The 21,417-nt window shown below is 72.5% G+C and carries 22 protein-coding genes; 15 read left to right on the top strand and 7 right to left on the bottom strand.

Features of this window, described 5'->3' with window-relative positions; translation table 11 throughout:
* The 3 genes from alc (at position 1) to NDW01_RS23420 (ending at position 3,046) form a co-directional block, all read left to right on the top strand.
* Positions 1-1,029: an allantoicase gene (gene alc, locus NDW01_RS23430; protein ID WP_252823416.1), complete on the top strand. Its 1,029-nt coding sequence runs from the start codon at positions 1-3 to the stop codon at positions 1,027-1,029.
* Between the two features lie 544 nt (positions 1,030-1,573).
* On the top strand, positions 1,574-2,242 hold the full coding sequence (locus tag NDW01_RS23425; RefSeq protein ID WP_252823415.1) for a helix-turn-helix domain-containing protein: 669 nt from the start codon (positions 1,574-1,576) through the stop codon (positions 2,240-2,242).
* Positions 2,243-2,290: 48 nt separating this feature from the next.
* Positions 2,291-3,046: an SDR family NAD(P)-dependent oxidoreductase gene (locus NDW01_RS23420; protein ID WP_252823414.1), complete on the top strand. Its 756-nt coding sequence runs from the start codon at positions 2,291-2,293 to the stop codon at positions 3,044-3,046.
* Positions 3,047-3,058: 12 nt separating this feature from the next.
* Here the strand turns inward: NDW01_RS23420 and NDW01_RS23415 are convergent, their stop codons facing one another.
* Entirely contained in the window at positions 3,059-3,217 is a 159-nt protein-coding gene (locus NDW01_RS23415; protein ID WP_252823413.1) for a hypothetical protein, read from the bottom strand.
* Positions 3,218-3,441: 224 nt separating this feature from the next.
* Between NDW01_RS23415 and NDW01_RS23410 the strand changes: the two genes are divergently transcribed.
* A complete protein-coding gene (locus NDW01_RS23410) occupies positions 3,442-3,744 on the top strand; it encodes a DUF1905 domain-containing protein (protein ID WP_252823412.1) in 303 nt (100 codons plus the stop codon).
* A gap of 186 nt (positions 3,745-3,930) precedes the next feature.
* Here the strand turns inward: NDW01_RS23410 and NDW01_RS23405 are convergent, their stop codons facing one another.
* On the bottom strand, positions 3,931-4,764 hold the full coding sequence (locus tag NDW01_RS23405; protein WP_252823411.1) for an alpha/beta fold hydrolase: 834 nt from the start codon (positions 4,762-4,764) through the stop codon (positions 3,931-3,933).
* Between the two features lie 117 nt (positions 4,765-4,881).
* On the bottom strand, positions 4,882-7,746 hold the full coding sequence (locus NDW01_RS23400) for a helix-turn-helix transcriptional regulator (RefSeq protein WP_252823410.1): 2,865 nt from the start codon (positions 7,744-7,746) through the stop codon (positions 4,882-4,884).
* Positions 7,747-8,127: 381 nt separating this feature from the next.
* Here NDW01_RS23400 and NDW01_RS23395 point away from each other — a divergent pair, with 381 nt between their 5' ends.
* On the top strand, positions 8,128-8,616 hold the full coding sequence (locus tag NDW01_RS23395; protein WP_252823409.1) for a hypothetical protein: 489 nt from the start codon (positions 8,128-8,130) through the stop codon (positions 8,614-8,616).
* 57 nt (positions 8,617-8,673) lie between these two features.
* Here NDW01_RS23395 and NDW01_RS23390 read toward each other — a convergent pair whose 3' ends face one another.
* A complete protein-coding gene (locus NDW01_RS23390) occupies positions 8,674-9,111 on the bottom strand; it encodes a MarR family winged helix-turn-helix transcriptional regulator (RefSeq protein WP_252823408.1) in 438 nt (145 codons plus the stop codon).
* Between the two features lie 112 nt (positions 9,112-9,223).
* Between NDW01_RS23390 and NDW01_RS23385 the strand changes: the two genes are divergently transcribed.
* The 8 genes from NDW01_RS23385 (at position 9,224) to NDW01_RS23350 (ending at position 16,248) form a co-directional block, all read left to right on the top strand.
* The gene (locus NDW01_RS23385; protein WP_252823407.1) at positions 9,224-10,696 is read left to right on the top strand and encodes an MDR family MFS transporter; all 1,473 of its coding nucleotides are present in this window, start codon (positions 9,224-9,226) and stop codon (positions 10,694-10,696) included.
* 217 nt (positions 10,697-10,913) lie between these two features.
* The gene (locus NDW01_RS23380) at positions 10,914-11,216 is read left to right on the top strand and encodes an urease subunit gamma (RefSeq protein ID WP_252823406.1); all 303 of its coding nucleotides are present in this window, start codon (positions 10,914-10,916) and stop codon (positions 11,214-11,216) included.
* Positions 11,213-11,533: an urease subunit beta gene (locus NDW01_RS23375; protein ID WP_252823405.1), complete on the top strand. Its 321-nt coding sequence runs from the start codon at positions 11,213-11,215 to the stop codon at positions 11,531-11,533. Before NDW01_RS23380 ends, NDW01_RS23375 begins: the two co-directional genes overlap by 4 nt.
* Positions 11,526-13,223, top strand: coding sequence for an urease subunit alpha (locus NDW01_RS23370; RefSeq protein WP_252823404.1), 1,698 nt, complete (start codon positions 11,526-11,528; stop codon positions 13,221-13,223). The genes NDW01_RS23375 and NDW01_RS23370 overlap by 8 nt, the downstream gene beginning before the upstream one ends.
* Positions 13,223-13,957 carry an urease accessory protein UreF gene (locus tag NDW01_RS23365; RefSeq protein ID WP_252823403.1) on the top strand — a complete coding sequence of 245 codons (735 nt, stop codon included), beginning with the start codon at positions 13,223-13,225 and terminating at the stop codon, positions 13,955-13,957. The genes NDW01_RS23370 and NDW01_RS23365 overlap by 1 nt, the downstream gene beginning before the upstream one ends.
* A 9-nt stretch (positions 13,958-13,966) precedes the next feature.
* Positions 13,967-14,626 (top strand): urease accessory protein UreG, encoded by a 660-nt coding sequence (ureG, locus tag NDW01_RS23360; RefSeq protein ID WP_252823402.1) that lies wholly within the window; start codon positions 13,967-13,969, stop codon positions 14,624-14,626.
* A complete protein-coding gene (locus NDW01_RS23355; RefSeq protein ID WP_252823401.1) occupies positions 14,623-15,360 on the top strand; it encodes an urease accessory protein UreD in 738 nt (245 codons plus the stop codon). Before ureG ends, NDW01_RS23355 begins: the two co-directional genes overlap by 4 nt.
* A gap of 81 nt (positions 15,361-15,441) precedes the next feature.
* A complete protein-coding gene (locus tag NDW01_RS23350; protein WP_252823400.1) occupies positions 15,442-16,248 on the top strand; it encodes a DeoR/GlpR family DNA-binding transcription regulator in 807 nt (268 codons plus the stop codon).
* Between the two features lie 10 nt (positions 16,249-16,258).
* Here the strand turns inward: NDW01_RS23350 and NDW01_RS23345 are convergent, their stop codons facing one another.
* On the bottom strand, positions 16,259-17,188 hold the full coding sequence (locus tag NDW01_RS23345) for a LysR family transcriptional regulator (RefSeq protein ID WP_252823399.1): 930 nt from the start codon (positions 17,186-17,188) through the stop codon (positions 16,259-16,261).
* 86 nt (positions 17,189-17,274) lie between these two features.
* Here NDW01_RS23345 and NDW01_RS23340 point away from each other — a divergent pair, with 86 nt between their 5' ends.
* Positions 17,275-18,621: an aspartate aminotransferase family protein gene (locus NDW01_RS23340; protein WP_252823398.1), complete on the top strand. Its 1,347-nt coding sequence runs from the start codon at positions 17,275-17,277 to the stop codon at positions 18,619-18,621.
* A gap of 12 nt (positions 18,622-18,633) precedes the next feature.
* Here the strand turns inward: NDW01_RS23340 and NDW01_RS23335 are convergent, their stop codons facing one another.
* Both NDW01_RS23335 and NDW01_RS23330 read right to left on the bottom strand, forming a co-directional pair.
* Complete coding sequence (locus NDW01_RS23335; protein ID WP_252823397.1) at positions 18,634-19,653, bottom strand: M48 family metalloprotease; 1,020 nt, start codon at positions 19,651-19,653, stop codon at positions 18,634-18,636.
* Position 19,654: 1 nt separating this feature from the next.
* On the bottom strand, positions 19,655-20,044 hold the full coding sequence (locus tag NDW01_RS23330; protein ID WP_252823396.1) for a BlaI/MecI/CopY family transcriptional regulator: 390 nt from the start codon (positions 20,042-20,044) through the stop codon (positions 19,655-19,657).
* A 161-nt stretch (positions 20,045-20,205) separates the two neighbouring features.
* On the opposite strand from NDW01_RS23330, the gene NDW01_RS23325 reads away from it, so the two are divergent.
* A complete protein-coding gene (locus tag NDW01_RS23325; protein WP_252823395.1) occupies positions 20,206-21,393 on the top strand; it encodes a glycosyltransferase family 4 protein in 1,188 nt (395 codons plus the stop codon).
* The last annotated feature ends 24 nt before the right edge of the window (positions 21,394-21,417 follow it).

Here is a 21,417-nt window from a genome sequence, read left to right as displayed (position 1 = left end):
GTGGCCGACGTCACCGCGCTCCCGGACCTGGCGGTACGCAGCCTCGGCGGTTCCGTGATGGCCGCGAGCGACGAGTCGTTCGCGGCGCGGGAGAATCTGATCAACCCGTGGGAGCCCGAGCACGCGCCGGCGACCTTCGGGTGCAAGGGCCAGGTGTACGACGGCTGGGAGACGGCCCGGCGGCGGCCGTCCGCCCTTGGCCTGGAGACCGACGACCGCGGCCACGACTGGGCGCTCGTCCGGCTCGGCCTGCCGGGCGTGATCCGGGGCGTCGTCGTCGACACCGCCTGGTTCCGGGGCAACTTCCCGCCGTACGCGTCCGTCGAGGCCTGCGCCGCCGAGGGGTACCCGTCCGCCGCGGAGCTGACCGGCCGCCACTGGACGGAGATCGTGCCGCGCGGCCCGCTGCGCGGGGACGCGCGGCACCTGTTCGCGGTGGAGGCGGCGCGGCGGTTCACCCACGTCCGGCTGAACATCTTCCCGGACGGCGGCGTCGCGCGGCTCCGGGTGCACGGCGAGGTGATCCCGGACCCGCGCCTGCTCACCGGCCTCACGGTCGACCTGGCCGCACTGGAGAACGGCGCACGGGTCACCGGCTGCTCGAACCTCTTCTACTCCCGCCCGGAGAACGTCCTGATGCCGGGCCTGCCCCGCGACCAGGCCGAATGCTGGGAGACCGCGCGGCGCCGCGACGACGGCAACGACTGGGTGGTGGTCGAGCTGGCCGCGCCGGGCGTGCCGCGGCTGGTCGAGATCGACACGACGCACCTGAAGTGCAACGCCCCCGGCTGGGTGGCACTCTCCGGCCGGAACACCCGGACGTCAGGGGAGTGGACCACGGTGCTGCCCCCGACCAGGGTTCAGCCGGACGGTCGCCACCGCTTCCGGCTGCGCTCCGCCCCCGAGCTGACCCACGTCCGGCTGGATCTCCACCCGGACGGCGGCCTCGCCCGCCTCCGCGTCTGGGGCGACCTGACCGACCACGGCGACCGCACCCTCCACGACCGCTGGACCACCTTCGCCGTCTGACCCCGTCGGCGCAGGTGTTGCCGCAGGCGTACCGGGACGCGGTGGCGATCACGGCCGCTGCCGGGTGGGGCGATGCGCGCCGGGCAGACCTTGGTGCCGATGGGGATGGCGGACGGGGCGGCCAGAGCGCAGGCTCGCCGGGACGGGGCCGGGGCCGGGACGGTGGGGGCCGATGGTGTGGTGCGGCGCCAGGTGGCGTCCGGGAATCAGCGGTCGCCGGCCACGAGGACCGTCACCCGGTGCGCCCGGCGTGCCCCGACCGCCGGTGACCTGTATCCGGCCGATGGCGCTGTCGCCACCGAACCGGCGGCACTCCCAAGGGCTGGCCCGCCTGGCGGTCGCCGAGGCGGTGCGCGGTTCAAAACGAGCCGCGCCTAACCACGTCTGTGTCTGTGACCTGCGTGACCGCCACGGACCATGGGGTCTGGCTAAGGTACGGGACAACGATCATGTGGATCGGTCGGCTCCCGAAGGCTGGGCGACTCGACGCAGCCTGCGGCGACACCGAGAGTCGCCGGACCGATCAGCCCGAAAGGAGCACGCAATGACACCTGGCCAGGGGCCTGGGCGGGAGGTTCTCGAGAGTGGTTTCCGTGTCCTCCGCGCACTGCCGGATGCGGACGAACACCGTCAGATGTCCAGTCTGGCCGAGTTGACATCGATACCCAGGTCCACGGTCCACCGGCTGCTCCGCCAGCTGCGCCGGAGCAAAGCGGTCGAGTTGCGTGCCGACAGGCGGTGGGCGGTGTCGCCGCACCTGCTCGGGATCGCCGGCCGGGCGCAACCGCTCGAGGGCGTTCGCACCAGCGTCAACCGTGTCATCCAGACGCTTCGGGATCAGACCGGTGCCACCGTTTCACTCGTCGTCCCGACCGAGACGTCGCTGGTGGCGATGGAGATGATCCCCGGTCGAGAGGAACTGCCCATCGACGCGTACGCCGGTATCGAGATGCCCGACCTGACGGCTGCGGCATTGGTACTCGATCCGAATCACCGGCAGTCGCCCCGTGTTCGGCCGTTCGCTGCCGCCGTCGATGACCAGGACCTGATCAACGGCCTCACGTGCTACGCGAGGTTGTTGACCCTACCCGGCGGGCAGCGGGCATCGCTGCAGATCGCGACATCGTCCCGTGTGCGGGCGGAGAACTTTGCCGCGCATGTCCAGCGTGCGGGCAAGGCGATCGAGGCGCTCGCGGCTCGGAACGGCCACTGAGTGGACACGTGCTGGCATCGCCGCGGGCCGCGCGGTCAGGATGCCAGGGTGAACGATTCGAGGATCGCTCTGGTCACCGGAGCAAGTCGCGGTTTCGGCCGCAGCATGGCCGCCCATCTGACCGATGCGGGTGTGTGGGTCATCGGTACGTACAACCGCAGCGCCACCGAGGCGCAGGAGTTCGCGGCGCAGGTCACGAAGAACGGCGGCAGGCTGGCCTTCCTGCAACTCGACCTGTCGCGCAGTGAACTCTTCCCGGCCTTCGCGGACAGCGTTTCACGTTTGCTGCACGACTGGGGGGCACAGCAGTTCAATTATCTGATCAACAACGCGGGCATCGGGTTCTTCCCGCCGTACGCCGAGACGAGTGAGGAACAGTTCGACGAACTGGTCGCGGTGAACCTGAAGGCCCCGTATTTCCTCACGCAGCGTCTTCTGCCTCTGCTGGCGGACGGGGGACGGATTCTGAACCTCTCCACCGCGTTGACGAGAGCGGTCGTTCCCGGCGCATCCGCTTATGCCGCGGTCAAGGGAGCAGTGGAGGTGCTGACCCGGTATCAGGCCGTCGAGCTGGCCGATCGCCGGATCCGCGTGAACACCCTCAGGGGCGGCGCGACCGAGAGCGATTTCGGCGGTGGCATCATGCACACCGATGCGGTGAAGGAGCTGTCCGCCAACGTCATCGCGCTGGGCAGAATAGGGACCCCGGACGACCTCGGTGCGGCCGTGCCCGCCCTTCTCTCCACCGCGTTCGGTTGGGCGAACGGTGGCTGCATCGAACTCAGCGGCGGTCAGAGTCTGTGACAGGAAGAAGGCTCACCCGCAGCGGGCGCCGTCGACGGCGGTCAGCAGGCGCTTGACAGGGCCGTCGCTCTCCGGCAGCAGGGTGACGGCGACCGCCGCGGCGCGGCCGTCGTCGGTGGCGGCGTCGCTGGTGTGGTAACGGTCGATGTCGCCGCCGTGGCCCCAGGCCATCCCATCGATGCTGCTGCCGCAATTGCCCTTTCTCCGCTCCTCGACGTCGGTGGCGCAGTGGCGCAAGAGCAGCCGCAGTGGAGGAAGCGGCGGCGAGTACGCCGAAGTGACCGCGATCGCCTCCCACAGGAGAACGCGAGCGCGCCATTGAGCTACTCGGCGATCACACACCGGAGTCACGGGCGGGTCCATGGACTGTCGGAGCCGGGCGGCATGATGAGTCCGTGGTAATCGTCTTCGATGCCGAGCTGTGGATATGGGAGGCGCGGCGCGCCGACTCGTGGACCTTCGTGAGCCTGCCTGTCGAGGCTTCCGAGGAGATCCGTGACCTGGCCGGCGGAGTCCGCCGCGGCTTCGGTTCGCTGCGGGTGCGGGTCACGGTCGGTGGGAGCACCTGGAAGACCTCGATCTTCCCGGACAGCGCGCGGGGGAGTTACGTGCTGCCCATCAAGCGCGCCGTCCGCAGAGCCGAAGCCATCGAGGCGGGTGACCTCGCGACCATGACCGTCGAGCTCATCGATTTCTGATCACCGGACTCGACGACCGACCAGCGCCACAACCGAGGCCGGTGACGAAGGCGTGGTCGTCGTCATGGCCGACCCGGAGGACCACGAGTTCTGCCTGGTTCAGTACGACGACTGACGGCGGCATCGCCCTCGCGTCGCCGTGCGGCGTCCCCGTACGCCGGCCGCCGTACGGGGCCCGCACGGTCGTCAGGCCAGGAAGCGGTCGACCTCGGCCGCGAAGTCGTCGATGTGCTGGAAGAGGAAGCCGTGCCCGGCGTCGCTGTACAGCACGACCTTGGCGTTCGGCAGGCGCTGCGACATGGCGTACGTGGCGTACGAGTGGATCATCACGTCGTGCGCGCCGTTCGCGACGAGCACCGGCAGGGCCAGCTCCCCCTGGCGCTCCCAGAAACCCGCGAAGCCGCCGATGGCGGTGAGCTGCGCGCGGTAGGTCTCCGGCTGCACCTGGGCCTTGGACCCGGTCAGCCGGCGGTCGATCCGGCGCAGCGAGGCGAGCCCCGCGGCCCGGGCCTGCTCGGTCTTGGGGAAGAAGAGGTAGAGGAAGTCCTCGTCGCCGTTCTCCGGGTGGGCGAGCACCTCATTGACCTTGGCGGGAGGCGGTGGCAGGTCGGGGACCCCGCCGGCCGAGCTGCCGGCGACGATCAGGCGCCGTACCAGGTCCGGCGCCCCCAGCGCGACGCCCTGGGCGACGATGCCGCCCATCGACCAGCCCAGCACGTCGACCTGGTCCAGGCCGAGCGACCGCAGGAAGGCGATCGCGCCGTCGGCGAGTCCTTCGATGGTGTCGGGGGCGACGCCGGTCGAGGCGCTGGTGCCGCGGTTGTCGAAGACGATGACCTCGCGTTCGGCCGCGAGGCGGTCGAGCAGCGCCGGGTCCCAGTGGTCCATCGTGCCGCGCAGCCGCATCAGCAGGACCAGCGGTACGGTGCCGGGCCGGCCGAAGCGCCGGTAGGCGAACCGTTCGCCCTCCGGGCCGTCGACGAATTCCGTCTCGGCCTGGTCGGACAGGTAAGTGGACATTCTCGTCCTTCGCGGAGGTCGCGGCCCGACGTGTCGTCGGCTGCCGTCCATGCTCGTCGGCCGGTCACCGGGGAGGTATCCGACATTTGACTGAGCGGAACGGCCGGGCGGCCGGCTTCACGCCGCGCCGGCCTGCTCCAGCGCGGCGCGCAGTTGGGTCCGGTTGCTGACGCCCAGATTCGGAAAGACCTTGTACAGGTGGGTCGCGACCGTACGGTGCGACAGGTAGATCCGGTCGGCGATCTCCCGGTTGGTCATGCCCGCGGCGGCCATCCGGGCGATCTGCAGCTCCTGGGCGGTGAGCACGGCCGCCGCGTCCGGCACGGCCCGGCGACCCGCCTCCCGCGTGACCGTCGGCGGGGCGGAGACGACACCGGCGGCGCGCAGCTCCGCCGCGGCGCGTTCGGCCCATGGGGACGCACCCGCGCCCTCGAACACCCGCAGGGCCGCGCCGAGCTGCTCACGGGCGTCGACGATGCGACGGCGGCGGCGCAGCCACTCGCCGTAGACGAGCCGGGTGCGGGCGATCTCCAGCGTGCCCGGGTTGTTTCCGGCGGTCGCCAGCGCCGCCTCGAAGTGCTCCTCGGCGCCGGCGCTCGGCTGGGCCTGCGCCAGGCCGCGCCGTACCAGGTTGTCGAGGTACGGGCTGGCGAACGCCGGGGCCTCCTCGGACGCTCGTACCAGCAGCGGCGTCACCTGCTCGGTGCGGCCGGTGCGCACCGCGGCCTCGGCCAGGTCGGCGAGCGCCCACCATCCGGTGAAGGTGTGGGCCCGCGCGGCGTTGAGGGCGGCCCAGGCGTCCTCGTGACGACGCTCGTTGAGGGCGACCAGGCCGGCCGCCCAGCTCGCCCGGGCCTTGATGAAGGTGGGGCCGTCGGCGCCGGCCAGTTCTTCGCCGCGGTCGAGCGCGGCGAGCGCGCGGGCGTTGTCGCCGCGCCAGGCGTACGCACGGGCCGCGGCGATGGCCGCGTCCGCCGCGGTGACCCGCAGGCCGAGGTCGGCGCCGATCCGCAGGGCCATCTCGGCGTCGGCCAGGCCGTCCTGCAGCCGCCCGAGACCGATCCGGATCATGCCGCGCTCGCGCAGGGCCCAGGCCTCGTCTCCGGGGGCGCCTGTGCGGTGGGAGTACTCGACGCCCAGGTTCCAGCAGTCCAACGCGGCCGGCAGGTCGTGCACGGCCTCGGCCATGAGCCCGACGCCGATGATGATCTGCGGGCGGCTGGGCCACCTCCTGGCCTCGTCCGAGAGGTAGGCGTCCCGGATGACGCGCAGCAGCCCGGGCAGCTCGCTCCGGGCCTGGTCGGCGTGTTCGGCGGGATAGAGCAGCACCCGCCCGACGAGCGTGAGAAGACCGCCGTCATCGCCGGCGGCCGCGTCGATGGCCTGCCGGAGCCGCGCGCGGAGGTCGTCGGGCAGGCCGTGTACGCAGTGCGCGGTGGCGGCGGTGGCGAGCACGCGCAGCCGCTGCGTCCGGTTGCCGTCGCCGCGGGGGCCGGCCAGCCGGGCGGCGAGGTCGAGCAGGTCGTCGGTGCTGTGACCCGGGACGGCGGCGCTGTTGGTCAGGGCGACCTGGGTGAGTGCCAGGTGGGCGAGCACGTCGGGGTCGGTCGCCGCCGGCCGGGCCTCACGGACCAGCAGCGCGCTGCCCGCCACGTCGCCGGCCTGGCGGGCGATCTCCGCGGCGGCGGCGAGGCGGCGCGTACGGTCGGTCTCGGAGGACGAGAGGCCGGCGGCCCGCCGCAACGCCGCGACGGCCTCGGCGAGCGCGCTGCGGTCGCGGGCCCGGGCCGCGGTGGCCTCCAGCGCGGCGGCCACCGCGTCGTCGTGGTCCGGGACGGCCGCGGCGGCGTGCCACGCGGCGCGGTCGGGGTCGGTGGCGGTGTCGGCGAGGACGCGGTGGGCGGCGGTCCGTTCGGCGAACGACGCGGCGCCGTAGACGGCGGAGCGGACGAGCGGATGGCGCAGCACCACCTGGTCTCCGGCGACGGTGGCGAGGCGGGCGTTCTCGATCGGCGCGAGGTCGTCCAGGCTCAGGCCGGCGCGTGCCGCGGCGGTCATCAGCTGGCGCAGCGACGATTCGGGCGCCGCGGCGATGAACAGCAGCATCCGCCGGCTGCGCTCGGGCAGCCGGGACGCTCCGGCGAGGAACGCCTGCTGCAGCCGCCGGGTCATCGGCAGCCACCGGTCTCCGGCGACCCCGCCCGGCGGCGGGTGCCCGGTGAGCGCCCGGCCGAGTTCGGTCAGCGCGAGCGGGTTGCCGACGGCCTCGGCGAGGATCAGCCGGCGGGTGCCCTCGTCGGGTTCCGGCCGCTGCTCGCGCAGGAGCCGCTCGGACTCCTCGTCGGTGAGCGGGCCGAGTGAGAGCTCCGTCAGCGGGATCGACCGGATCAGGCCGGCCGCGGCGCCCTCGGAGGCCTCGGAGGCCTCGATCGCCCGCTCGGCGGCGTCGGTCCGCATCGTCACGATCAGCAGCACTCGGGCGTTCGACAGGCGCCGGGCGGCGAAGGCGATGGCCTGGGCGGTGGAGGCGTCGAGCCACTGCGCGTCCTCGACCACGACGACCGCGGGCTGCTCGGCCGAGTAGTCCTCGAGCAGGCCGAGCGCGGCGAGCCCGGTCATCAGCCGGCTCGGCGCCGGCCCGTCGGCCTGCCCGAGCGCGACCTCCAGGGCCTGCCGCTGCCGGTCCGGGAGCGCGGAGAGGCGATCGAGCACGGGGTGGAACAGCTCATGGAGGCCTGCGAAGCCGGACGTCGTCTCGCTCTGCACGCCGGTACAGCGCAGCTCGCGGAAGCCCTGTACGGCGGCCAGCCGGACCACGGCGTCGACCAGCGTGCTCTTGCCGATGCCGGCCTCGCCCTCGATCAGGACGGCCTGCCCGCCCGGCCCGACCGCGGAAAGGAGCTCCTGGCAGCGGGCCAGCTCGCGGTCCCGCCCGACGATCGGCCCGTTCCCGGGATCGTCGCAGGTGGGAAGAGGTGACACTCGACGGATTCTAGGGCGGACGCCGTCGGTTCGGGCAATCGCCGTTGCCCCTGAGGGGCGGATACGCGCGGCCGGCGGCCCGCGCGAATAGCCGTACGAGACACCCCCCGCCTCCGCGAACCGCGTCGGCGCGGTGTGATGAGTGAAATCCGACATGAGAGTCTCCTGCTGCCGTTACCTGCGAGGTTCACTCTCAGTGCAACCGCCCGACGGCCTCACGCGGGGCGGTGACGGCGACGGAGTGGCCGAACGTGCCACCGCGGTCGCCCCCGTGGACACGCCGATGCGCCAGGTCGTGCTGGACTGTGGTTCCGGCGCTGGCCACAGCCGCGGCGGGTTCGCCGACAGTTCAATGCGTCGCGGCGGCAGTAGGCTCGTCGGGTGAGCGGTGAAGCGTCGAATTCCCCGGACGATCGGTCAGCCGAAAACCCGCCTCGGCGTTCACGTCGGTTGCGGCACGTCCATCCCACGCGGCGTGGTCTGATCCTTTCCTGGTGGGGATTCACCGCCACATTCGCCGGATTGCGCGCGCTGACCTGGGCAATTCACGTTCACGTCGCGGGCCTGGGCAACGTCCACGTCGGTCGCGTCCATATTCACCATTACATCTGGGGCATTCTGCTGTTGATCGCCGTCGGCGCATGCGGGCTCGTCGAGAGATCTCCCGTCTGGCGGACCTGGATGGGCCTCGCCTTCGGGATCGGGCTGGCCCTGGTGATCGACGAAGCCGCGTTGCTGATCGAGCTGAAGGACGTGTACTGGAACCGCGCGGGCGGGATCAGCGCCGCCGTCGCGATCATCCTCATCGGCGTGGCCGGAAGCACCCTCGCACTCACACGCGCGCCGCACACCGAGGCCACCGCGCCCTGAGGAGGGCATCGTCACCGACCCGCCGGGCCGGGAGATATGCGGCGGGTCGTGAGGTCGTCAGGTCTGGTCCGGGCCGAGCTTGCGCAAGAGGTCTCGAAGGGTGGTGATCTCGGTGGGGCTGAGGTTGGCGAAGGAGTCCGGCGGGGTGGTATCGGCAAGCTGCGCCCGCTTGGTCAGCTCTCGTCCTTCGTCGGTCAGCATGATGACCTTGATCCGGCGATCGGTCGGGTGCTGCCGGCGCACGGCGAGACCGCGTTGTTCGAGGGCGTCGACCAGCGAAGTCACGTAGGAGTTGTCGCATCCGAGTCGCTTTGCAAGCTGCCGCATCGGGATCGGTTCGTCCAGGGGGAGGACGAGTAGCGCCCGCAGGGGTGCGAGTGGCAGCCCGGTCTCTTGGGTGATCTGGTGGAAGGCGGCCATCGCGGTCGGGTTGTGGCTGATCGCTCGGATTCGTTGCCACACCTCGGCTGCTGGGTCGTCATGTCGGTCGTCCATGACCGGGACGGGAAGGTCTGAGGCCGTAATCACATAGCCAATGCTAGTCCATACTACTGGCTGACAATATCGATGGTTGAGACCCTCAGTGATAGTGCTAGCATTTTTGGGTATGGAGTCTCGCCTGGATCAGAAGCCGGTCGTGGCGGTGGTGTACGTCGCCGCCATGTTCATGGCCGTCATGGACACCACGATCGTCAACGTCGCCCTACCGGCCCTGGGCCGCGACCTGCACGCCCGCGCCGGCAGCGTCGGCCTGGTCTCGATCACCTACCTGGTGAGCCTGGCGGTGTTCATCCCTGCCTCGGGCTGGCTCGGCGACCGGATCGGCGGGCGGCGAGCGCTGCTGGGCGCGGTGGGCGTATTCACGATCGCCTCGGCGCTGTGCGGCGTCTCCAGCAGTCTCGGTGAGTTGGTCGCCTTCCGGGTCTTGCAGGGCGTCGGCGGGGCGGTGATGACCCCGGTCGGGCTGGCGATGCTCTTCCGGGTCTACCCACCGGCCGAGCGGGTCCGGATCTCCAGCGTCCTGGCGCTGGTCACAGCGCTGGCCCCGGCGTTCGGCCCGATCCTCGGAGGCGTGTTCACGACCTACCTGTCATGGCGGCTGGTGTTCTTCGTCAACGTGCCGATCGGCGCGGTGACGTTCGTGTTCGGGGGCGTGGCACTCGCCGATCACATCCCCGCCCACCCCGGCCGTCTGGATGTGACCGGTCTGCTGCTGTCCGGTCTGGGGCTGGGTTCGGTCATGTACGGCATCTCCGAGGGACCGTCTCAGGGCTGGTCGGCCGTCCCGGTGCTCGCCACGGTCGGCGCCGGTGTGGTGCTGCTCGGTCTGATGGTCGCCGTCGAGCTACGGGTGGCCAACCCGCTGGTCGATCTGCGTCTGCTCGGCAACCGCATGTTCGCGTGCGCGACGAGTCTGTACGGACTCGGGTCGGTCGCTTACCTCGGCGCGCTGTTCCTGGCCGCCCTATTCTTTCAAGACGCACTCGGCCTGTCCGCAGTGAAGTCGGGGTTGACCGTCTTTCCCTCTGCGATCGGCGTCATGGCCGGCGGGCAGATCGTGACCCGCGCGCTCTACTGGCGCCTCGGTCCCCGCCGGATCGTGGCGGCCGGACTGCTGATCATCGTGGCCGCACTGGTGGCGATGGCCCAGGTGGACGCACGCACCAGCCTGTGGCCGGTGCGGCTGATCATGTTCGGCCTCGGGCTCGGCGTGGCTTTCGTGTTCATCCCCAGCCAGGCCGTGTCGATGGCCACCGTCACCAAGGCGCAGACCGGACGGGCGTCCTCGATCTTCAACGCCGGCAAGCAGCTCGGAGGCGCCATCGGCGTCGCACTGCTCAGCACCGTACTCGCCGCCGTAGGCCCGACCCAGGAGAACGCCGGCCATATGAACGTCCACCTGACCGCCTACCACGACGCTTTCCTCGCCGGGGCCGCAGCAGCCGCACTCGCCATCACGGTCGCTCTCGCCATCCACGACGCCGACGCCTCCACCACCATGACGCGTCGCCGAAACCCCCGCACGGCCAAGCACCAGGCCGAGGAGCCCGCAGTCGCCACCAAAGCCCGGCTGAAGTAAAGCGCGCGCAATCACGAGCACCGTGGGGCGGCTCCGTGAGGGCCTACGAGGAGGCGGCGCGCCGTAGAGCGTCCTCGGAACGGTCGGCCCACTGACCAATGACTCGGGCTGAGGCCGGTGGCGGGTGCGTATGGTGCGGCTCTGGATCCAGTGAAGTTCCCGTTGGTTCGGCGGGCGGACCGGTGTCGCCGGCCCTGTACGGGGTTAGCGTCCGGGTGTGCTGATCACTCCGCATGAGCGGGAGCGGCTGCTCGTTCACGTCGCGGCCGGGCTCGCCCGGGACCGGCGGGCCCGCGGGTTGCGGCTCAACCATCCCGAGGCCACCGCGGTCATCGCCTCGTACGTGCTGGAGGGCGCCCGCGACGGGCGGACCGTCGCCGAGCTCATGGAGGCGGGGCGCACGGTGCTCTCCCGCGAGGACGTCATGGAGGGCGTGCCGGAGATGCTGGAGTCGGTGCAGGTCGAGGCGACCTTCCCCGACGGCACGAAGCTCGTCACCGTGCACCGGCCGATCCCGTGACGTCCCCGGAGGAGAACGCGGCGAGCGTCGTCCCGGGTGAGATCGTGCTCGGCGACGGCCCCGTGCGCCTGAACCCCGGGCGTCCGCGGCGGACGATCAGGGTGGTGAACACCGGGGACCGCCCGGTGCAGGTCGGCTCGCACTATCACTTCGCGCAGGCCAACGACGCGCTCGACTTCGACCGGGAGGCCGCGCGCGGCCACCGGCTCGACATTCCCGCCGGCACGGCCGTGCGCTTCGAACCAGGCGTGGCACGCGAGGTGTCGCTGGTGCCGCTCGCGGGGCGCGCGGCCGTACCGGGCCTGCGCCGTGGCTGAGATCTCCCGCCACCGCTACGCCCGGCTGTACGGCCCGACCGCCGGCGACCGCGTGCGCCTGGCCGACACCGACCTGTTCATCGAGGTCACCGAGGATCTGAGCCGGGGCGCCGGGGCCGGGGACGAGGTGGTGTTCGGCGGCGGCAAGGTGATCCGCGAGTCGATGGGCCAGGGGACGGCGACGCGCGCCGAGGGGGCGCCCGACCTGGTGATCACCGGTGCCGTGGTGCTGGACCACTGGGGCATCGTCAAGGCCGACGTCGGCGTGCGCGACGGCCGGATCGCCGCGCTCGGCAAGGCCGGCAACCCGGACACGATGGACGGGGTCCATCCCGATCTGGTGATCGGCCCGTCCACGGAGATCCTCGCGGGGAACGGCCGGATCCTCACGGCCGGGGCCGTCGACGCGCACGTCCACCTCGTCTGCCCGCAGCTGGTCGAGGAGGCCCTCGGCGCCGGTGTCACCACGCTCGTCGGGGGCGGTACCGGCCCGGCCGAGGGGACCAGGGCGACGACGGTCACTCCCGGCGCCTGGTACCTCGCCCGGATGCTGGAGGCGATGGACGCCTGGCCGGTCAACGTCGCGCTGCTCGCCAAGGGCAACACGGTGTCCGAGGAGGGCATGTGGGAGGCGCTGCGGGGCGGCGCGTCGGGGTTCAAGCTGCACGAGGACTGGGGGTCGACGCCGGCCGCGATCGACGCGTGCCTGCGGGTCGCGGACGCCTCGGGGGTGCAGGTGGCGCTGCACTCCGACACCCTCAACGAGGCCGGGTACGTGGAGTCGACGCTGAACGCCATCGACGGCCGGTCCGTCCACGCGTACCACACCGAGGGCGCGGGCGGCGGGCACGCGCCGGACATCATCCGGGTCGCCGCGCATCCGAACGTCCTGCCGTCCTCGACCAACCCGACCCGGCCGCACACCGTCAACACGCTCGACGAGCACCTCGACATGCTCATGGTCTGCCACCACCTGAACCCGGCGGTGCCGGAGGACCTGGCGTTCGCCGAGTCGCGGATCCGCCCGACGACGATGGCGGCCGAGGACGTCCTGCACGACCTCGGCGCGATCTCGATGATCGGCTCGGACTCCCAGGCGATGGGCCGCATCGGCGAGACCGTCATCCGTACCTGGCAGACCGCGCACGTGATGAAGACCCGCCGGGGCGGCCTGGACGACAACCTGCGCGCCCGCCGGTACGTCGCCAAGTACACGATCTGCCCGGCGATCGCGCACGGTCTCGACGCCGAGGTCGGCTCGGTGGAGGTGGGCAAGCTCGCGGACCTGGTGCTGTGGGACCCGGCGTTCTTCGGCGTGCGGCCGCTCGTCGTGCTGAAGGGCGGCATGATCGCCTGGGCCGCGATGGGGGACGCGAACGCCTCGATCCCGACGCCGCAGCCGGTGTTCCCCCGCCCGATGTGGGGTGCGAGCGCCGCCCCGTCGACGTCGGTGCACTTCGTCGCGCCCGCCGCGATCGAGGACGGCCTGGCCGGGCGTCTGGACGTGCGGCGGCCGCTCGTCCCGGTGAAGGACACCCGGCGGCTGGGCAAGGCGGACCTGCCGCTGAACGACGCCCTCCCGGACATCAGGGTCGACCCGGACACGTTCACGGTCAGTGTCGACGGGAATGAGATCGAGCCCGCTCCGGTGTCCGAGCTGCCCATGGCCCGCCGGTACTTCCTGTTCTGATGGACGCTTCCGGGAACGCCCCCATGGACGCCGTGCTCCTGCTGCTCGCCGACTCGCGGCTGCCCGCCGGAGGGCACGCGCACTCCGGCGGCCTGGAGACCGCCGCCGCGACCGGCGTCGTCCACGACCTGGCCACGCTCACCGCCTTCCTGCGCGGCCGGCTCGCCACCGCCGGACTCGTCACGGCGGGCCTGGCGGCGGCCGCCTGCGCCCACGCGCGGGAGCCCGCAGGGAACGCGCCGCCGGGCGGTGCCGCCCCGCGGGCCCGTACGCCGGACGGCTGGGAGCGGCTCGACGCCGAGGCGGACGCGCGTACGCCGTCGCCCGCGCAGCGGCGGGCCTCACGCGCGCAGGGACGGGCGCTGCTGCGCGTCGCCCGCGGCCTGTGGCCCGGCTTCGTCCTCGACCTCCCGGCCGGGGCGGCGGGCGGGCCGCACCATCCGATCGTCCTGGGCGCGGCGGTCGCCGCCGCGGGCGGCGTGCCGGTACGGGCGGCGCAGATCGCGGCGTACGGCGCGGTGACCGTGCCGGCGTCGGCGGCGATCCGCCTGCTCGGGCTCGACCCCCTCGGCGTCTACCGCGTGCTGGCGGGGCTCGCCGCGCGCGTCGACGCCGTCGCGGCGGAGGCGGCCGCGTCCGTACGGGCCGGTGGGCTGCCGGCGGCGTCCGCGCCCGCGCTGGACGTGTTCGCCGAGCTCCACGACCGGGCCGGAACACGCCTGTTCGAATCCTGAGATCGGAGGATGGGATTGGGACCTCACGACGGCCGCGAGCCGCGGGAGCCGCGACCGCGCCGGGCGCTGCGGCTCGGCATCGGCGGCCCGGTCGGCAGCGGCAAGACGGCCCTGGTCGCCGCGCTGTGCCGCCTGCTGCGCGAGGAGGCGGCGCTGGCCGTGGTCACGAACGACATCTACACGACCGAGGACGCCGACTTCCTGCGCCGGAACGCCGTACTGGACGAGGACCGGATCGCGGCGGTCCGCACCGGCTGCTGCCCGCACACGGCGATCCGCGACGACATCTCCGCGAACCTGGACGCCGTCGAGACCTTGGAGGATCGGCACGGCCCGCTCGACCTCGTGATCGTGGAGAGCGGCGGCGACAACCTCACCGCGACGTTCAGCCGGGGGCTGGCCGACCGGCAGATCTTCGTCCTCGACGTGTCCGGCGGCGACAAGGTCCCTCGCAAGGGCGGTCCGGGCGTCACCACCGCAGACCTGCTGGTGGTCAACAAGACGGACCTCGCGCCGCTGGTCGGTGCGGATCTGACCGTCATGGCCCGCGACGCCGAGCGCGTACGGGCGGGGCTGCCGGTCGCCTTCACGTCGCTGCGGGAGCGCCCGGACGCCCCGGAGGTCGTCAGCTGGGTGCGCGCCGTCCTCGCCGCACACGCCGACGCGTGACCTCCGGCCCCGCGGCCCCGTACGCCGGTCTCCGGGCGCGCGCGGCCGTGCGTGCCGAGCGCGGTCCTGGCGGGCGGACGCGGATCACGCGGCTGCGGTCGGACGGCCCGCTGGCCCTGCGCGAGTCCGGCGGGGCGGTCTATGTGGTGGGCGCGGGCGCGGGACCGCTCGGCGGCGACGACCTGGAACTGAGCGTCGAGGTCGGCCCGGGCGCGCGGCTGAGCGTCCGCTCGGCCGCGGCCACCCTCGTCCTGCCGGGCCGCGAGGGCGCCGGAGCCTCGCGCCTCGCCGTACGGGCGCACGTCGCGGCCGGGGGACGGCTCGTCGTCACGCCCGAGCCCGTGATCGCCGCGGCGGGCTGCGACCACCACGCCACGGCGGAGGTGACCCTGGACGAGGGCGCGGAGCTGGTCTGGCGGGAGGAGATCGTCCTCGGCCGCCACGGAGAGCCGCCGGGCCGGTACACCGGCCGGCTGGACGTCACGGCCGGCGCGACGCCGCTGCTCCGCCACGAGCTGCGGATCGGCGAGGACGCGACGAGCGGCGCGGTGCTCGGCGACGCGCGGGCCGCCGGAACCCTGCTGATCACGGGTGCCGACGCCGAGCCGTACGCGGAGGAGGGCCTGGCCGTCCTGCCGCTCGCCGGGCCGGGGGTCCTGGTGACGGCCATGGCCGCCGACGCCGTACGGTTGAGGGAGCGGCTGACGGCGGGCCGCCGCCGCGTTACGCCGTGAACTCGATGATCATGTGGGCCGTAGGCGCGGCGGATGGCTACGATCTCAGAGAGTGGGAGCTTTCGCCTTACAGGGGGGACCGTGAGCGACGTCCAGGGGCCGCCGGACGGTCGCAAGCCGGTATTCGCCGCCGAACGCCGTAAGCGCATTCTCGAGCTGCTTCGCGCGAACGGCACGCTGTCGCTGCGTCAGCTGGCCGAGGCCGTCCAGTCGTCGGAGGTCACGGTGCGCCGTGACGTGCGCGCGCTCGAGGCCGACGGCCTGCTGGACCGCCACCACGGCGGAGCCTCCCTGCCCGGCGAGCTCTCCCGCGAGGCGACGTACCTGCAGAAGGCCCAGGTCGCGGGGGACGAGAAGGCCGCGATCGCCGACCTCGCGGCGGCGCTCGTCGAGGACGGCGACGCCATCGCCATCGGCCCCGGCACCACGACGCACGCGCTGGCGCAGCGGCTGACCGGCCACACCGAGCTCACGGTGGTGACCAACTCGCTCCTGGTCGCGCAGACCCTGGCCGCCTCGCCGCGCATCGAGGTGGTGGTGACCGGCGGCACGCTGCGCGGCCCGGTGCAGGCCCTGATCGGCAGCGCGGCGGAGCGGTCGCTGGCCGGGCTGCGGATGCGCCGGGTGTTCATCTCCGGCAACGGCCTGACCGCCGAGCGCGGCCTGTCGACGCCGAACATGCAGGTCGCGGGCACCGACCGGGCGCTGGCCGAGGCGGCCGAGGAGGTCGTGGTGCTCGCCGACCACACCAAGGTCGGGGTGGACACCATGGTGCAGACCGTTCCGCCCGAGCGCATCGACCACCTCGTCACCGGCGAGGACGCCTCGCCGGAGGAGCTGCACGACCTGAGCGCGCGGGGCGTGCGGATCCACGTCGCCCGTCTCTAGTCCCCGGGCTTCACGAACTCCCCGGAAGACCCGGCGATGACAGCTCCGGATGCCCTGGATCACGGCGTAGCGCGTCGAGGACGACGTTGACCGCCGCCCGCGGCGGTGCACCGCGGCGGATCGCCGCGGTGATGGTCCGGGTGACCGGGGTGGCGAGCCGGCGGACGGTGACGCGGTAGCGGGGGTCGACGGCCAGGCCGGGCAGCAGCGCGATCGACAGGCCGGCCTCGACGTGCTGCGTGGTCATCAGGTAATTGCTGAAGCGGCACACCACCCGCGGCTCGAACCCGGCCTCCCGGCACAGGCGGATCGCCAGGTTCGCCATGTAGGACTGCGGCCTGTCGAGCGCCCACGGCTCGTCCGCGAAGGCGGCGAGGTCGACCGGGTCACGCCCCGCCGCCGGATGGCCGGGCGGCAGCACGAGCACGATCGGGTCGGTGGCCAGTGGCACGATGTCGAGGTCGGGGCCGAGCGGCTGCTCGACGAAGTCCGTCGTCGTGATGATCACGTCGACGTCGCCCACGCGCAGGGCGGGCATGCTCTCGTGCGGTTCCAGCTCCAGCAGTTCGACGTCGAGGTGCGGGTACGCCTCGGCGAGCCGGACGATCGCCGGGACGGCCATGCTGTGCAGCGCGCTCTGGAACGCCCCCAGGCGGACGAGCCCGGCGGGCTCCTCGCCGAGACTGCGCAGCTCCGCCCCGACCGCGGTCATGTGGTCGAGGATCTCCCGCGCCCGCCGCGCCAGGATCAGCCCGGCCGGGGTGAGCCGCACCCGCCGCCCGGTGCGCTCCAGCAGCTGCGTGCGCGTCTCGGCCTCGAGCACGGACAACTGCTGGGACACGCTCGACGCGCTCAGGTTCAAGGCCTGGGCGACGGCGCGCACGGTTCCCAGCGTGTCGAGCTGGATCAGGAGCCGCAGCCGCCACGGGTTGAAGATCACCGGGACATTCTTGTACGGCTGCGCCGAACAGGAAAGCCGGGATTGTGAGATGGACGTGGCGCTCGGCGGGCCCCTAGCGTCGAGACATGACCGCTGCTCGAGACATGACCGCTGCGACCTCCGCGTCCTCATCCGCCTTCTGGGCCGACGCCGACCGGCACCTCGTCCGCTACGCCGGGGCGGGCCGGTTCACCCGCGAGATCATCGAGAGCGCCGCCGGTAGCTTCCTGTACACCGAGGACGGCCGGAAGATCCTCGACTTCACCTCGGGCCAGATGAGCGCGATCATCGGCCACTCGCACCCGGAGATCGTGGCCACGGTGCGGGAGCAGGCGGCCCGGCTCGACCACCTGTTCAGCGGCATGCTGAGCCGCCCCGTCGTCGACCTCGCCCGGCGCCTGGCCGAGACCCTGCCGGCGCCACTGGAGAAGGCCCTGCTGCTGACCACCGGCGGCGAGTCGAACGAGGCCGCGATCCGGATGGCCAAGCTCGTCACCGGCAAGCACGAGATCGTCTCCTTCGCCCGCTCGTGGCACGGCATGACGCAGGCCGCGGCGTCCGCCACCTACAGCGCCGGCCGCAAAGGGTACGGCCCGGCGGCTCCGGGCAACTTCGCCATCCCCGTGCCCAACGCGTACCGGCCGGACTTCACCACCTCCGACGGTGAGCTCGACTGGCGGCGGCAGCTGGACTTCGGCTTCGAGCTGATCGACGCGCAGTCCGTCGGCAGCCTCGCCGCCTGCATGGTCGAGCCCATCCTCAGCTCCGGCGGGATCATCGAGCCGCCCGAGGGCTACTTCGCCGCGCTGCACGAGAAGTGCCGCGAGCGCGGCATGCTGCTGATCCTCGACGAGGCTCAGACCGGCCTCTGCCGCACCGGCGCCTGGTACGCCTTCCAGCGGGACGGCGTCGTCCCGGACATCCTGACGCTGTCGAAGACCCTCGGTGCCGGATTCCCCCTCGCCGCCGTGCTGACCAGCGCCGAGATCGAGCAGGAGGCTCATGACCGCGGCTTCCTGTTCTTCACCACCCATGTCGCCGACCCGCTCATGGCGGCGGTCGGCAACACCGTCCTCGACGTGCTGATCCGTGACCGGCTGGACGAACGCGCCGCCGGACTCGGCGCCCTCCTGCGCGACGGCCTGGAGCACATCGCGGCGCGGCACCCGGTCGTCGGAGACGTCCGCGGCCGCGGCCTGCTGGCCGGGCTGGAACTGGTCGCGGACCGCGCGAGCGGACGCGGATCCGACGAGCTCGGCGCTCTTGTCACCACGCGGTGCCTGGAGCTCGGCCTGCACATGAACATCGTGCAGTTGCCGGGCATGGGCGGCGTGTTCCGGATCGCGCCGCCGCTGACCGCCACCGAAGCGGAGATCTCGCTCGGTCTGGCCATCCTCGACCAGGCCATCGGCGACGTGACCGATACGGCATGAGCCGTCGCGTGATCACCGCGACCCGTCGGTGCGGTGATCGAGGACGGTGATGAGGTGGCGTGCCTCGTGCGTGGTGGCGGCGGTGATGCCGAGCGGTCTGGCGTGGTAGCCGTGGCGGGCACGGCCGAACAGGTGGGCGGTGTCGTTCCCGGCCTCCGCCGCGCTGACGAGGCACGCGGTGAGGGCGGCGGTCAGCACGGCGACGATGACCGGACGGCGGGCCGGGGTTCCGGCGAGCAGGGCGCGGACGCGGCCCGGCACGTCGCTGCGGCCGAAGCACAGTACGGCGCTCCGGGGTGATGGTCGCTCATCGTGGCGGGCGGCGAGGGCGGCGCGGGCCAGGGCGCGGGCGGTGAGGGAGCGGTCGGTGACGGTCGCGGCGGCGTCTTCGTCGGCCCAGCGTTCGGTGAGGTGGTGGATCGCCGCCGGAAGCGGGGCCAGGAGGGGGTCGGCGGCCGTGATGAGGGCGGCCAGGGTCCGGTGGCGGTGGTGCCGGTGGTCCAGGTGGGCGGTCTCGTGGGCGAGCAGGACCTGGCGCTCTTCGGCGTTCAGGGTGCGCAGCATGCCGGTGGACACCACGATGCGGCCCTGTTGTCCGCGGCCGGCGGGGACGGCGAACGCTTCGATCGCGGGTTGGTCGAGGACGGCGAGGCGGCCGGTTCGCGGGCCGAGCCGGGCGCTGGCGTGCCGGGCGCGGTGAAGGGCGCGGGCGCGTCGTGCGGCGGTCCACACGAGCGCGATCGCGATGGTCGCCAGGGTGAGGATGGCGGTTTTCGCCGTGAGGGGTGAGACCGGGTCGGCGTGGCGGAGGCGGTCGCCGGACCAGGCGCCGACGGCGGCGACCAGGGGGAGCCGTCCGATGAGTGTGGCGGCCAGGAGGGCGAGTGACAGCAATGATGTCAGGGCGCATGCGAGGCCGGCGGTCAGCAGCAGGCGGGTTCCGGTCGCCGGTGGCATCCGGGCGGCGAGCCGTGGTCCCGAGACGGCCAGCAGCGCCGAGGCCGCGAACGGCGCGTAGACGATGAGCTCCATGTCAGTCACCGCCTTCCGCGTGGAGCAGCCGCTGCAGGAGCGCCTCGTCCTCCGGCGGCAGCGATGAGACGAAGCGGGCCAGCGTCCCGGCGCGGTCGCGGCGGCGGTCCAGCAACTCGGTCATCGCGCGGGCGGTGTGCTCGGCCTCGTCCATCGTCGGGGCGTAGGCGTACCCGCCTCGTGCGGTCGGCGTGCGGGTGACCAGGTTCTTGCGGTGCAGGCGGCTCAGCGTCGACATCACCGTGGTGTAGGCCAGCCGGTCGCCGAGTTCGAGCTGCACCTCGGCGGGGGTCACCGGCCGTCCGAGTGCCCACAGCACCGCGAGCACCTCGTCTTCCAGCATGCCCGGGGGGCGGCGGGGGACGGCGCCATCGCCGTTCGCGTGGTTCACGTGGTGTGCTCCTTCGTCCGGCCGCAGTCTACGCATCAAGTAGTACTATCGCGGTAATACTATCTCAATAGTAAGTATTCGGGCTGATCGCGGCGGTCGAACGCCGCCTCGATGTGAACACCGCCATCCCGCGGCGCCTGACGAGGTGAGGGTCCGCCCCCATGACGTCCACCCCCCTGGAGACACCGCACATGAAGATCACGTTCCTTCTCGGATCCGCCTACGGAATGGGCGGCACGATTCGCGCCACCATCACCCTGGCCAACCATCTCGCGATGCGGCACGAGGTCGAGATCATCACCTTGCACCGGCGGCGGACCGATCCGTTCTTCCCGATCGACGAGCGCGTCGGCGTCCGCACGCTGATGGACGTGCGCAAGGGAGTACGTCCCGGGCGCCTCGACGCGCGGCTGGGCCGGCACAACAGCCGGCTGGTGCCCCGCGGCGAGAGGATGTGGTCGGAGATCACCCTGCGTGGTGACTACCGGGTGTGGCGGGCGCTGCACGGGCTGGAGACCGACGTGCTGGTCACCACCCGCCCGGCGTTCAACCTGCTGGCCGCCCGCTTCGCCCCGCGCGACGTCGTCGTGGTCGGCCAGGAGCACCTCCACCTGGACGCGCACCGCGCGGGCCTGAAGGAGCACATGCGCCGCTGGTACCCGCGCCTGGACGCGCTGGTGACCCTCACCGAGGCCGACCGGCGCGCCTACACCGGCTTCCTCGAAGGCGCTCCCACGCGGCTCGAGTCGATCCCCAACGCCCTGCCCGCGGGCGCCAAGCCGGTCTCCGGCCTGGACGCCCCGGTGATCGCCGCGGCGGGCCGCATGGCCAAAGTCAAGCACTACGAGCGGCTCATCGACGCCTTCGCCAAGGTCGCGGCGACCCATCCGGACTGGACCCTGCGCCTGTACGGGACCGGCCCCGAACTCGCCAGGCTCCGCGGGGTCGCCGCCTTCCACCACCTGGGCGACAGGGTCGCGTTCATGGGCCGGACCGGTGACATCCACGCCGCCTTCGCCGAGGCCTCCATCGTGGCGCTGTCCTCCTCCTTCGAAGGCTTCGGCATGACCATCATCGAGGCGTTCGCCTCCGGTGTCCCGGTCGTCAGCTTCGACTGCCCCCAGGGCCCGCGTGAGATCATCAGCCACGGCCGGGACGGGCTCCTCGTTCCGGCCGGCGACACCGACGCCCTGGCCGATGCCCTGGGCGAACTCATCGACGATCCCGCCAGGCGCCACGCCATGGGCGCGGCCGCTCACCAGGCCGCCGCACGCTACGACATCGCCACCGTCGCCCGGCAGTGGGAGACCCTGTTCACCGACCTCATCGCCGCCCGCGCGCGTTCCTAGCCCGGTTTCAGCGGGTGGTGCGGG

Origin of the sequence: Actinoallomurus soli, from assembly GCF_024055715.1 — a bacterium.
Classification (GTDB): Bacteria; Actinomycetota; Actinomycetes; order Streptosporangiales; family Streptosporangiaceae; genus Actinoallomurus; species Actinoallomurus soli.
The sequence above is the reverse complement of the archived record's forward strand: the minus strand, read 5'-3'. Positions and strand labels throughout refer to the sequence as shown.

Coding starts and splice junctions, on each gene's coding strand:
- NDW01_RS23425 (WP_252823415.1), top strand. CDS start 1,574: ATGACACCTGGCCAGGGGCCTGGGCGGGAGGTTCTCGAGAGTGGTTTC.
- NDW01_RS23415 (WP_252823413.1), bottom strand. CDS start 3,217: ATGGCCTGGGGCCACGGCGGCGACATCGACCGTTACCACACCAGCGAC.
- NDW01_RS23405 (WP_252823411.1), bottom strand. CDS start 4,764: ATGTCCACTTACCTGTCCGACCAGGCCGAGACGGAATTCGTCGACGGC.
- NDW01_RS23390 (WP_252823408.1), bottom strand. CDS start 9,111: ATGGACGACCGACATGACGACCCAGCAGCCGAGGTGTGGCAACGAATC.
- NDW01_RS23385 (WP_252823407.1), top strand. CDS start 9,224: ATGGAGTCTCGCCTGGATCAGAAGCCGGTCGTGGCGGTGGTGTACGTC.
- NDW01_RS23365 (WP_252823403.1), top strand. CDS start 13,223: ATGGACGCTTCCGGGAACGCCCCCATGGACGCCGTGCTCCTGCTGCTC.
- ureG (WP_252823402.1), top strand. CDS start 13,967: ATGGGATTGGGACCTCACGACGGCCGCGAGCCGCGGGAGCCGCGACCG.
- NDW01_RS23340 (WP_252823398.1), top strand. CDS start 17,275: ATGACCGCTGCTCGAGACATGACCGCTGCGACCTCCGCGTCCTCATCC.
- NDW01_RS23335 (WP_252823397.1), bottom strand. CDS start 19,653: ATGGAGCTCATCGTCTACGCGCCGTTCGCGGCCTCGGCGCTGCTGGCC.
- NDW01_RS23325 (WP_252823395.1), top strand. CDS start 20,206: ATGACGTCCACCCCCCTGGAGACACCGCACATGAAGATCACGTTCCTT.